Source organism: Promicromonospora aerolata (assembly GCF_042682255.1).
GTDB lineage: Bacteria > Actinomycetota > Actinomycetes > Actinomycetales > Cellulomonadaceae > Promicromonospora > Promicromonospora aerolata.
Genome location: NZ_JBHUHF010000001.1, coordinates 271,578 through 283,413, shown reverse-complemented (window position 1 = coordinate 283,413; position 11,836 = coordinate 271,578). Strand labels below are relative to the sequence as shown.

At 65.6% G+C, this 11,836-nt stretch carries 12 protein-coding genes; 3 read left to right on the top strand and 9 right to left on the bottom strand.

All coding sequences use genetic code 11. The features are described from left to right. Positions 1–36: 36 nt before the first annotated feature. The 3 genes from ACFSL2_RS01330 to ACFSL2_RS01320 all read right to left on the bottom strand — a co-directional run bounded on the left by ACFSL2_RS01330 (position 37) and on the right by ACFSL2_RS01320 (position 3,575). Entirely contained in the window at positions 37–237 is a 201-nt protein-coding gene (locus tag ACFSL2_RS01330; RefSeq protein ID WP_377183906.1) for a hypothetical protein, read from the bottom strand. Between the two features lie 354 nt (positions 238–591). Continuing rightward, entirely contained in the window at positions 592–2,277 is a 1,686-nt protein-coding gene (locus tag ACFSL2_RS01325; RefSeq protein WP_377183905.1) for a hypothetical protein, read from the bottom strand. A gap of 65 nt (positions 2,278–2,342) precedes the next feature. After that, positions 2,343–3,575: an AAA family ATPase gene (locus ACFSL2_RS01320; protein WP_377183904.1), complete on the bottom strand. Its 1,233-nt coding sequence runs from the start codon at positions 3,573–3,575 to the stop codon at positions 2,343–2,345. Between the two features lie 174 nt (positions 3,576–3,749). Here ACFSL2_RS01320 and ACFSL2_RS01315 point away from each other — a divergent pair, with 174 nt between their 5' ends. Further along, positions 3,750–3,878, top strand: a complete 129-nt coding sequence (locus ACFSL2_RS01315) for a hypothetical protein (RefSeq protein ID WP_377196104.1) — start codon at positions 3,750–3,752, stop codon at positions 3,876–3,878. A 169-nt stretch (positions 3,879–4,047) separates the two neighbouring features. Here the strand turns inward: ACFSL2_RS01315 and ACFSL2_RS01310 are convergent, their stop codons facing one another. From ACFSL2_RS01310 to ACFSL2_RS01285, 6 genes are all read right to left on the bottom strand, one after another. Continuing rightward, a complete protein-coding gene (locus ACFSL2_RS01310; RefSeq protein WP_377196103.1) occupies positions 4,048–5,067 on the bottom strand; it encodes a hypothetical protein in 1,020 nt (339 codons plus the stop codon). A 106-nt stretch (positions 5,068–5,173) separates the two neighbouring features. Next, positions 5,174–6,058 carry a hypothetical protein gene (locus ACFSL2_RS01305; protein WP_377183902.1) on the bottom strand — a complete coding sequence of 295 codons (885 nt, stop codon included), beginning with the start codon at positions 6,056–6,058 and terminating at the stop codon, positions 5,174–5,176. Between the two features lie 707 nt (positions 6,059–6,765). Beyond that, complete coding sequence (locus ACFSL2_RS01300) at positions 6,766–7,275, bottom strand: hypothetical protein (RefSeq protein WP_377196102.1); 510 nt, start codon at positions 7,273–7,275, stop codon at positions 6,766–6,768. Between the two features lie 167 nt (positions 7,276–7,442). After that, complete coding sequence (locus ACFSL2_RS01295; RefSeq protein WP_377183900.1) at positions 7,443–8,543, bottom strand: DUF6545 domain-containing protein; 1,101 nt, start codon at positions 8,541–8,543, stop codon at positions 7,443–7,445. A gap of 210 nt (positions 8,544–8,753) precedes the next feature. Beyond that, positions 8,754–9,152: a hypothetical protein gene (locus ACFSL2_RS01290; protein WP_377183899.1), complete on the bottom strand. Its 399-nt coding sequence runs from the start codon at positions 9,150–9,152 to the stop codon at positions 8,754–8,756. Between the two features lie 249 nt (positions 9,153–9,401). Then, positions 9,402–9,917: a hypothetical protein gene (locus ACFSL2_RS01285; protein ID WP_377183897.1), complete on the bottom strand. Its 516-nt coding sequence runs from the start codon at positions 9,915–9,917 to the stop codon at positions 9,402–9,404. Positions 9,918–10,032: 115 nt separating this feature from the next. Here ACFSL2_RS01285 and ACFSL2_RS01280 point away from each other — a divergent pair, with 115 nt between their 5' ends. Further along, entirely contained in the window at positions 10,033–10,731 is a 699-nt protein-coding gene (locus tag ACFSL2_RS01280; RefSeq protein ID WP_377183895.1) for an SDR family NAD(P)-dependent oxidoreductase, read from the top strand. A gap of 3 nt (positions 10,732–10,734) precedes the next feature. After that, positions 10,735–11,823 carry a hypothetical protein gene (locus tag ACFSL2_RS01275; RefSeq protein ID WP_377196101.1) on the top strand — a complete coding sequence of 363 codons (1,089 nt, stop codon included), beginning with the start codon at positions 10,735–10,737 and terminating at the stop codon, positions 11,821–11,823. Positions 11,824–11,836: the final 13 nt, after the last annotated feature.

Here is an 11,836-nt window from a genome sequence, read left to right as displayed (position 1 = left end):
GCCGTCATCCTCCTTCTCGAGAACTTTGGGTGCGGGCTACCCGTCGTGGGGAATGTGTGTGCTTGAGTCGCCGTCGACGCCGAGGAGCGCACGCAGGTCGGTGATGACCTTGCGGTCGTCGGTATCGATCGGGATCCGGACGACCAGGTGCTCCCGCCCGGAATCGGACTCGGCGATGTCCCACTGGATCGGGCGGATGGCGTTGAGATCACGCAGGAGCGTGAGGACCTCGAACATGGAGCTGGTCCTTCCTGGTCAGAGCAGCCAGCACCAAAGGGCAGACATGTGGCTCTGGCTGTTCGGATGGAATGCAAGAGGCCCGGACCGGTCCGCCGTCTGACTTGACTCTGCGAACGGACCCGTCCGGGCGTTGTCTTCTGCTCAGTGCTCCTACCGGCGCTGGTGCGACATCCCCATGTGGGGCTGTCGGCCTCCGGCGCCCCACTCCTTGCCATCCCCGTCTGGAGGTCAAGCTCCCTACGGCCTCGGTGAGCAGAAGAAGATCGGGTGGGAGCCGCGACCACGTCGAAACGGCGAACCTGGTCCGCTCCCTCTCCGGCACGCTCGTCGTTGCGACGGAGCCGGCCGAGCTCAGATGACCATGCCCAGGAGCTTCTGTCTGATGCTCGGGTCGATATGGCGCATGCCGTGCGCGTACCGCTGGGCGGACTGGACCATGTCGTTCCAGTCCATCGCCGAACACGGCGCGTAGTACAGGTTGATCGGGTGGTCCACACGGGCCGACGGCGGGTACCACTCGAAATCGGTGATCATCAGCGAGAGCCGACGACGGCGATCAGGGCTGGCATTGATGTAGTCCCAGACCTGACGGAACTGGGTTCCGCCGGAGACCTTGGGGACTCGGCGGAACTCCTTCCAGATCTGGCTCACCGACCTGTTCTGGACCTTCAGCATGACCTCCTGGGACAGGATGTGACTGAAGGAGTTGAAGTACAGGTTGACGTTGAGCTTCTTGGCGACCTGGATGAGCATCATGACCGCCTCCTGGTAGTTCTTCTCGCTGATCGACCCGGAGGTATCGACGAAGACGTGCAGGTCGGGCATGTAGTGCGTTGACGTGACGCGGCCCGGTTTGTTGAAGTCGTCCGGGTTGCGCCGGTTCGCCTTGGCGAAGCTGGTGCGCGAGCTGCGGAAGATGTTCTGCGAGTGGTTGACGGTCCCCATCCGCCTCAGGACCCTGGTCAGGTCCTTGAAGAGATCGAGCTTGCTCGGTGGCTGCTTGCGGAACTTCACCCGTGCCGAGCGGCCGCTCGGAATGCCGGGTCGGTTCCTGACCGCCTGCATGGCGGCTCGCGCCGCCACACGGGGCAGCGCGGTGAGCTTGGACAGCGTCCGGTTCGACACCACCTTGACCGGTGAGGCCAGCGACTGGTTGATGAGCTTCCACTCGGTCGTGACCTTGCCGTGCACGGCACGGGCGTGAGCCTCAACGTTGACCAAGACCAGCGTCAGCGGGCAGAACAGCTCCCCCGCGGTGAACGGCAGGATGCCCGTGGTCACGCCTGTGCCGTGGTGCGACGCCTGCTGGCGTTCCTGATCCACATAGAGCATGAGCATGTGGATCAGGACGCGTGCGAACGAGTGCTCGTCGTTCTCGTCGGCGTCACTCTTGCGCAGCAGGAGCGACTCGGTGAGCCCGTTGAGCGACAGCTTCACGAAGTCGCCGAGGAGCTTGCGGGTATCGGGGGGCAGCGACGAGGCCATCACCGAGGTCTGCTGGACGAGCCAGGCCTTGAAGTCGTTGAAGGCGCCGCTGGACTGGAACCAGAATCCCAGCGTGTCGGGGTGGTAGGCGTAGGCCAGGGACGCGAAGAACAGGCTGTCGTCGTTCGCGCCTCCCAGCAGCCCCTTGGCCGCTGGGATGACGTCGTCCTGGGCCGTGTAGAGCACGGTGGGCCCTGGTGCGGGCAGCTTGTTCCTGTGCCCTGCCTGGGCGGCGAACATCTCCCGCACCGGCAGGGAGGTGTTCTGATCGAAGTTGACCAGGGTCTGCCCGAGCAGTTCCTTGACAGCCTGCTCGCTCGGCGGTTGCACGGTCTCGCCGAGGCAGTCGAGGACGAGCGGCAGGATGTCGCCGGTGAGGTCGGTGCCCTGCGTGTTCGTGATGCTCACCGGCGACGCGGAGTTCAGCGGCCGCAGCAACGGATCGACGAGCGTCGCCTGCACCGCGGTCATCGGGTCGTAGGGTCCCGTGCACGGGATGAGGTGCAGCGGGTCGAGCACAGCGGGCTTCTGGTTCGTGACGGTGATCGTCATGCTCTACTCCGTTTCTCCAACGGTCGTGAGGTCGTTGCCGCGGCGGGCCAGCGGTCCGCCTCCCGTCACAGGAAGGCCGACAGAGCAGGCTTGACACTGTTGGCGATCGCCGTGTCGCTGTCGATGAAGGCCTCGAGGTTCTGACGGTTGACGTGCTGACCGGTGACCATCTCCAAGAGGGTTCGGATGTGCTCCGCCTCGATCTGGTTCATCCCCTGCGCGAGCTGCTCGATGAGGCGCGTGTTGTCGTCGTTCTCCTTGAGGGCGTACAGCAGGGAGCCGGACTTCTCGTTGTCGGTGAGCAGACCGATCTGGTCGGCCAGGTCGGTGACCGTGGTGGCCGCCTTGAGCCCTGCGTAGCAGTTAGGCGTGGGCACGTTGACCCGGGAGGTCTGGGCACTGCCGGCACCCGAGGCGAGGTCCTCCGCGATCGCCGCAATGACCTGAGTGGCGAAGAGGGTGTTGCCGACCTTGGCCTCGACGATCTCGTGCAGTTCCGTGTCCTCTCGCCCCTGGGTCTGGGTCGGGGTCGAGAGATACCGAGCAAGCTGCTGCTGATCGACCTTGTTCAGCCACTTCGACAGGTTCTCGATGGTGCGTGGCGTGGTGATCTGGTTCATCTCCTCGCCGGAGTCGAACAGCTCGGCCATGGTGACCGTGTCATCGTCCTCGTCGTCGCTGCCGTCGGCCACGATGGCGCTCAGCGTGGACTTCTGAAAAACCAGGGCCGGGAACTGCGTGAGAACCTTCTTGACCCAGGGGTTGATGGCGTCACCGAGGATCCGGATCAGCGTCGGTGCGTCGGGCTCCACGTGGTAGATCGCGAAACGCGAAAGGCTGGCCTCGTCGAGCGTGGTCACGTTGCCCTTGTCGTTGCCGGCGACCATCAGGCGGACGTTCTGCGGCAGCTCGACGTGCCCCATCTTGCGCAGGGTCACCAAAGTCAGGGCACCAGAGGTGACGTCAGTGGAGGTGCGGTTGATCTCGTCGAGGAAGAGGATCGGCCACTCGCGCGGGTTCGCCAGCGCGTAGTCGATGGCGTCCTGGATGACGTGGTGCGGGTAGAAGAGCTGCGTGTAGGACTTCCCGTCCGCGGTCGGCACCAGGCGCGCACCGGTCAGGTCGGCCTTTTCGGCGAGCTGGTTGACCGGCAGCACGAAGGCTCTGGTGCCCATGGAGTAGGCGAGGTCGTCAACGAAGGACGACTTGCCGATGCCGGACTCGCCCATGAGGGCGGGGACAATGCCCACCTCCAGGTCCTGCTTGACGATCTCGGTGAGAGTGTCGCTGAACTTCATGATCGATGACGTTCCTTCTGTGATGAGCGGGATGGGAGGAGACCGCTGTCCGGGCTGTGGCAGCACGCGGATCTGCGCGGGTGTGAGGGCCCGAGATACCGGTCGAGTTGATGGCGTTGTCGTGGACACCCATGAACACCCGGGCTCAGGCACCGGAGGAGCGTCGACCCGGGGGTGCGGGTCGACGCAGGTCAGCTGCCGCGCCACGAACACGCCTGCACACCCGGCGAGGAGGGCGCCAGCAGCGCGGACCCCGAGGCCGACGACGCCGTCTGGTGCGGTAAGGAGAGCGCCGAGGTGTGAACCGAGACCTCGGCCGCTGGCGGAAGGCGCCAGCCGCCTACCGCCACCCGATCGCGCTGCGCGCGATACAGGCCCTGCTCCACCGGTGCTCGCCGCTGCTGGGCCGACGCGCGAACCAGTGCCGGACGAGCAGGCGCGCCACAGGGCCAAGCACAGTCGACGCAAAGAGTCAGGAACTCGACTGCGCGGAGGCTTCGCGATCGGCCACCAGCGCCGCGGCGCGGTCCAAGAGGAAGGGCCGTCCGTTACGGCGCTGACTGTGCTTGGGGCGCGGGGGGATGATCTCCACCGCCGCGCGGTAGAGCAGCCAGGCGACGTCACTGACGGAGTACTCGATGCCGAGGGCGTTGTAGGCCCGCAGCTGTGTCCTCATCCACCCGTGGAGCGAGGCGAGGACGGAGAACTCCCAGCGCGAGAGATCGTGGTCGAAGTCCTCGGGAGCGCGAAGCTGATGACGCGCGGTGGCCAGGGTCTGCTCGACGATCTCCTGGGCGTACGGGATCTCGGGCATCGCCTCGTCTGTGTCGATGTCCGATGCCGAACCGGCCGCGGACTCGCGGGCCTTCAGTGCCAGCTCGGCATAGAGGTCCTCGTACGAGGCGAATGCTGCGCTCTCGGTCGCCGAGTTGGCGTGAGCAATGATTCGCTCGGGCACTGAGTGACGCGTGAAGGTCGCCCAGTGGTCCAGGAGCAGCTCGTACCAGCCGTGCTCCTCGCGTAGCACGCGCTTGGTCGCTGCGTTCGGGAAGTCGTGGAAGTTCTTCGGGAGCGCGGCGAGGAGATGGAACCCCTTGCCGGACATGGACAGCTCCGAGTAGAGCGTGCCGGGCAACCGGAGCAGGTCGGTAGCGACCTCTGGCGGGCAGTCTGGCTCGATGTCCAGGACGAGCAGCCCGTCGGTCTGGGCCTGCAGATAGAACGCATTGTTCGCCGCATCGGGGATTGCCCGCGTGAGCTCGCCCAGAGTGACCAGGCAGGACTGGTCTTTGGCCCACGCGCCTCGGAGCCGGCCGAAGTCGAGTAGGTGCCGGATGTCGATCGGTGCCTTGTGCGTCGGCGGTTTGTCGTGACCCTCGGGATCGTCGTCTCCGATCTGGCCGGAGATGGTCCACCGGGATGCGTCCGCGAGAGCGCGGATCGCGGGGTTGGCGTAGAACTGCGGGAACCAGGCGTAGGGGTCGGCTGGCATCATCGCTCGTGCACGCTTTCGGTCGGCCGGGCTGAGGAGAAGTAAAGACGAGACCCCCGTACTGCGCGGATGCCAGTACGGGGGTCTCATCGGTGGTCAGCGAGGATCAGCCCTCGTAGGTGATCCCGGCCTGCGGAGCCTGGCCCGGGTTGTTCCAGGGACCCGCGGCAGCGCCGACGGCGGAGCCGGTGTCCTTGAGCGAGGCGTTTTCGGCCTCAAGACGCGCGAGCTTCTCCTGGAGCGTCTCCTCCGTAGCGGGAGCCGGGGCTGCCGCCACGGCTGACGGCTGGTCCGGGACCTGCCAAGGATCGGAGGTTGGCGCGGCCGCCGGCTGCGGGGTCGGGAAGGACAGGCCATCCTCGACCTCCGTACCGTTCGAGGCGCCCTGCGCGTCACCGGTGGGCTGGGCCTCGGAGGCCTGGACCGGAGAGAGCGGAGTGTTCAGCACGATTCCGCGCGCACGGAGCTCGTTCACGTCGACGCCGACGTTGTAGTACCGCGGCTTCTCGTGGACGATCACCTGGTCCAGAGCCAGGCCGCGGTTGTTGAAGTTTCGCGGCTTGTACACGCGCAGCACGAGCGTGACGTCGAGGCCCTGCGCGAGCTCCTGACCGGAGTGGTCCTGGTCGTAGGTGCCGTCGCCCTTGTCGGAGGGGATCACGATCGTCGGCAGGCCGGTGCCCTTGGAGTCGATCGCGTAGTTCATCCCGCTGTCGGGGTTCTTCCTCGATGTGTAGCAGCGCTCGGCGACGAAACGCTCTTCAAGGGTCGGGGCACCCGGGTTGGCGAGCTGGACCTCAGCCTCGGTGATGGTCACGGTCGTATGCGGCTTCTCGACCGGGTTCATGCCGTTCTTCACTCTGCGCAGGTCACTTGCCTCAAGCTCCGCTCCTTCGATGAGGCGGGTGAGCCGGGCGAAGGCGAGCTTGCCGCGGATGAAGACGCTGCTGCCCTCGGTGAGCTGAGTGGCGGAGACGGAGTAGGTGGCCATGGCGGACGTTCCTTCGGTCGGTGGATCTGTGGTCTATCAAACGTCTATCAACAAGTGCACTGTATGATGCCCACTCGCTCATTCTATCAAGGCTCGGTTCGACTCCAGTAGGTCACTGATACATGAGTCGAATGCTCGCTCGCACTGGTGATAGAGGTAGGGCACAGGGATGCGGATCCGGTTCACCAGGCAGCCGTGACGGAGTCGGAGCCCTCGGGCCATAGGGCGCCGCCGATCCCGGTCAGGTGGAACCGATGGCTGCGGCAACAAAACAGGCGGCCCGGGCCGGCCTCGTGGTGGGCGGACCTCGGTCCTCGCCGATGGGGCCTGACACTGATGGGCCGGCGGGCGTACTCGAGGGCCCGCAGCCGCCATGCGCCCCTGACGCGGCTCGCTGTTCTTCGTGGGCTCAGACCCTCTGGCAGGCCGTGGCACGGCGTGCCGGCCAGTGGGCGCGGCCCTGTTCACCACATGACGCCACCCGGGACCGGCGCCAGCCGGTCCACCGCACGCTTCTGCGCAGAGCACCCCGCGATCCACGACTTCCAGAGCTGGGCGCGGCGGGCACGCTTCGGCCCGGTACCCGGATCAGCTGCGCTGATCCCCCGCAGGGACTGCGCAGGCTCGCGGGCGCCTCAGACACAAAAAAGCCCCGCCCGAGTCGGGCGGGGCCTGCTGCGCTGGCCGGGAATCGAGGTCGTGGCCCTTCACGCCGCGTCGGCGTCGCCGAGGTCGATCAGGAAGCCTCGGGCTTGACCGTTCGTCATCATGTCCTTGAGGTGCGCCACGAACATCGCTCGCTGCGCGGCCCGACGGTCAGCGAGGAGGTCGTAGTTCCGCAGCGCCGACATGTCGATGATCCAGCCATCCTCGCGGGCCACGACTCGCGCGAGCTCGGATCCACGCGGGACCGCCAAGCCAGTGAAGTCGTGGTCGAACTCGGGCGCGACGTCGAGGCGCTGCTCCGGTTCGTCGATGTAGAGCGTGTCGGAGTCGACCAGCCGGCCACTCTTGTCGAACGCCGAAAGAGAGACCCGGTCGGCCCGCGAGAAGTTGTCGACATAGACCGCCGTGACGCCCTCGTCGAGGATGAAGGTCGTCCGGTCGAGCTGCTCGCGCACGCGGGTGCGCGCTTCATGGCACCACAGGACGTGCCGGGCCTCGTGGAAGCCCTGGAACTCGTCAGGGCCATGGATCTCGGGTTGGGGGGCGGTCATCGATGCACTCCTTACACGTGCGCGGCTGGGGAGTCCGTGATGCGCCGGGGTCAGGACGGCGGCATCGCCGGGTGCATACTGCGATCATGCCTCATGAGTGGAATTATTTCCACTGGTGTACCGATCGGCAGGGGTCCCCGGCTCAGCACGGCCCGACGGTGAACGCCTCAGGTCACCAGGGCCGGCTTCCACCACTGGTCTCGTGAGCCGCAGGCCCGCCTGATGGCATACAGATCCCGGATCGACGACATCAGGGCCTCGTTCTTGGTGCCACTGATCAGGCGCATCAGGAGCCGTGTCACACGTCCGGGCGATCTGGGCACGGCGTCCTCGCCCAGGAGGTGCAGGAGCAACCCGGCCGTGAGCTTCGGGTCGTCGCCGTACCGGTCGCGGACGACATCCAGGGCGTGATCGGAGTCGGAACGGATGAGGGTGAGCGCGTCATGGGTCTCCACCACGAGCCGGATCATCCGCTCACGCCTACTGAACCCCTCGCTCGGGAGCACGACATCAGGGTGGAGCGTCACCACAGCGCGCCAGAGCGGCTCGATGACGTCGGTGGCGGTGTAGATGGTCAGGGCCTGCTGCCCCTCGACGACGATCTTGCGCAGGCCGCCGATGGCGAGGCCGACGAGCAGGAGGACCAATGTCAGGAGGTACACCTGCCCCCTGAGCTCGGAGGTGTCGGCCGCACCCCCGGACAGGGAGTACCACCCGAGTGCGACGTAGACCATGGTGCCCACCGCCGCGACGGCGATCATGATCAGAGACAACCGGGCAACGATGGGCTGCCCGGTTCTGACCAGCGCGGACCAGCAGCCAACCGCGACCACCAGGGCAGTGACGGCCATAGTGGCTTCATACAGGCCGTAGTAGGCCATGCCGGCCGGCGACCCAGCAGCCTCGAGGTGGGTGTAGAGGGTTCCGTCCGCGTGCGTGGGCACGAACCACACGAGTGTCGCCGTCAGCACCCCGATCGCGGCGGTCACGGCCCAGATCTTGCGGGCGGCACGAAGGGTGACGGACCTTCGACGGAAGGTGAGCATCAGCAGGATCGAGGAAGTCTGGGTCACGAGGAAGGTGAGGCGCTTGAGCAGGTCGATGACCGGCACACCCTGGACGGGTTCGAGCTCACGCAGCACCGCAGCGATGAACATCGTGATGACGGCGTACCGCAGCAATTTCGATCGGTCACCGCGCCCCTTGTGGACGAACGATATGAGCACGACGGTCGCGGCGGCGACACCGACGATGAGGACCGAGAGCATGGTAGGCCTCCTGCTTCTGCGCAGATGAAGTCGAACACGGCACCTTGCTCGCGACAACGGCCTGTCTCGAGCTACTCGGCGTTTCCGTCCCGGCAGTCGAGAAGGAAGCGCGGCACGATCGAGGACAAGTTCAGGAACGAGGTTCGGACGGCAGACCAGCCAGAGACTCTCGCCCCGACTTCTGCTCGCAGGCTCTGCACGAGTCCGGGCTCATCCTTGGTCATGCGGCTGCGGCACATCATCGAGCTGTTCGCTCTTGCGAGCGAACTCGATGATGGCCTCGATGCTGGACAGAGCATCCGGGCTCAGACCGTGGACGCGCAGCGCGATCGTGCGCTCCTGCGGCGTCAGGTCCTGCTCGGCGTCCAGATTCGAGGGTTCGTCGTCGAAGTACGACAGCGTGACGCCGAAGGCGTCGGCGAGTGCCCGCAAGTGCTGCAGCCGGGGATTCTGTGCCTCACCCTTACGCAATTGCTGCAGGTAGCTCATCGACATCGTCGAGATGCCGCGCTGCTCCATCCTGCTGATGATCTCCTGCATGGTGACCGGACGGCCACGAGGTCCGGCAGTCTGTGCAAAGAGATCCTCGAGTCGCTGTGCGATGCTCACAGGCCCGGCCCCTCTCGCGATCGGTGACGACTGGCTCGTCACGGCGCTCCACGAGAACCGCGACACGAACCATCGTAGTGGAAAATCTTCCACTCGGGTACCGGTCCCACGGGTTCCCCGTTGCCATCGGCAGGACTGCTCAGCCTCTGGCCCCGTCAGCGGTAGCCAAACAGGGGCCCGGGCGGCGGGTACCACGCGGGCAGAGCCACCGGCTCGACGTGGGGGAACGTGTGCGAGGGACACGCCAGATCACGAGCGATGCTCAACGTCACCGTTGCCGGAGATGAAGTCAAGGACGTCCGACCCGCGGTGCTTGCGCAGCATGGTGTCCATCAGCCGCATCCCGGTCGTCTCGGCCCGTTGCTCGACCGGGCTGTCGAAGGTCGTGCGGGCATGCGTCGCATCGGCGTTCGTCCGGACATCGCCGTGGAGGATGTGGGCATATTCGTGCAGCACCGTCTGCATCTGGTTGAGCGGAGAGACTCCGGCGTCGTAATAGACATGCGCGGTCGACCCAATGACGATGGTGAGTCCACTGATCTCGGGGTGGCGCAGTCTCGTGGGGATGGGCGCAACGACGATCCCGAGACCACACACGGAAGCGATAGTTGCACCGAGAGCCTCGAGCGTGGACTCCTCAGGCCATTCGAGGCTGTCGATCGGATCCTGGACGGGGCCATGACGGGCCGGCTCAACAGGCGCGCCACTTCGGTGGTGGAGAAGATCGCGGAGGGACCCGGTGATCAGCGGCGTCAAGGCAGGCATCTGTAGTCCTCTGGGGAGAGTAGTACGGACACCGCCTGTCGCTGGCTAACGCAGGGGTACGAGTCCTGAATCTTGAAGGGAAATCACAATAGCCGATAGAGGGTTGGGGGGACAAGTGGTTGAGGCAGCAAGAACGGCACTTGTGATCGGAGCGAGCCGAGGAATCGGCGCAGCTACCGCGCGAGGGCTCCTCAAGGTGGGATACCGGACCGCAGGGACACATCGTGGTGGCGGGTCGGTGCCTACGGGAACAGTCGGGATCGAAATGGATGTTCGCGACGCCGGGTCGATCTCGGCAGGCGTGAGAGAAGCGGTGGCTTTGCTGGGTCGCCTCGACGTGCTCGTGGTCGCCGCCGGAATCACGCGGGACAAGCTGCTGTTGAGGATGAGCGAACAGGACCTGAGCGAGGTGATGCAGGTCAACGCGATCGGACCGATGCTGGCCTGCAAGGCCGCGCTGGAACCGATGATGCGTCAGCGAGACGGCTCGATCGTGCTGGTGTCGTCGATATCGGTGAAATACGGGGTTGCCGGCCAGTGCAACTACACCGCCTCCAAGGGTGCCCTGGAGGCGTTCGCCCGCTCGATGGCCAGGGAATACGCAGATCGCAACATCCGCGTGAACGTCGTCGCGCCCGGCGCGACAGACACTGACATGATGGCGAACGTCTCGCAGCAGGCACGCGCAGCGATGCTGGAAGGGATTCCGTTGAAACGCCTGGGAACCGCGGACGAGATGGCATCGGCAATCATCCATACCGCTGAGAACACGTACATGTCCGGGGCCACTATTCCGGTCGCAGGGGGAATCTGATACATGCCAGTCCAGCTCGACGTCGGGTCCTGGGGCCTGTTCTGCGGCCATGGCGGAAGGCAGCTCGTTCTCATCGACGACCAGCCCTGCGGACCCATCTCGGCACGGAAAATCACACGCCCGATTCCGCGCCGCCTGCTGCTGGACCAGAACCGGGTCACCCATGCCTACGAAAACGGCAGTGCGACCACCGAGACGGTCACCCATAGCGGTACCGAGTGGACCGTCGCCCTACGACCGGTGTTCTCACCACGGTCCTCGACCCTGATCGGCGTGCTCGCCGCCGTCTCGTCGGCCGACCAGGCGCTGCCAGATCCGCCGCTGGTCGGCAGCTGGGAATGGGAGATCGAGCGCCACCCAAACGGTCAGCCGACATCGCATCGACGCACCTACTGGGATCAGAACCTCTTCCAGATCTACGACGTCGACCCGAGCATCGCCCAGCTACGTCAGGACCAGGGCTACTGGGAGGCCGGTGAATGGGCGACCGGGCTCATTGATCAAACCGACCAGATGCGGTTGAGCGCTTCGATCCGGGACAGCATCCAGGACGGACTGAAGGGCATCTCGGGTACGCTCCGGTGCCTCACCTACAGCGTGGTGACGGGCTACGGCTCCTCATCGCAAGGTCGTCGGCACCTGCGCATGGTCGGTCAGGTCGTCCCGGTTGAACCGGGTGACGACAAGATCGTCCTGCAGGGATTCAGCTACGACGCGCCGTCGACGTTCCACGATCTGGCGTTGGAGCACGACGCCGCACGCGTCGATGACGTACTTCGTGGAGTGATGGAGCTCGCCACGGAACCGATAGCCGTGGTGGACGGAACCACCCTGGACGTGCTGATGACTTCTCAGTCGTGGCGGCGAGCGGGCTTCGGACATATTGGTGGGCTCGGCGATTTCGCCAATGGTGCTTCAGGAGAGCTCCGTGCCTTCATCGCAACGGCGGCAGCGGGCGTGACGGAGGAACCTCGCTCGATGGTGGTCGATCTTCGCCGGGTTGACGGCTCGGTCAAGACGGTGCGTATCACCGTCACGAGTGTCAGGTCCGGCGCGCAGGGTCGCGATGCGGTGATCCGGCTCGACCTCTAGCAGAACGGCGCTC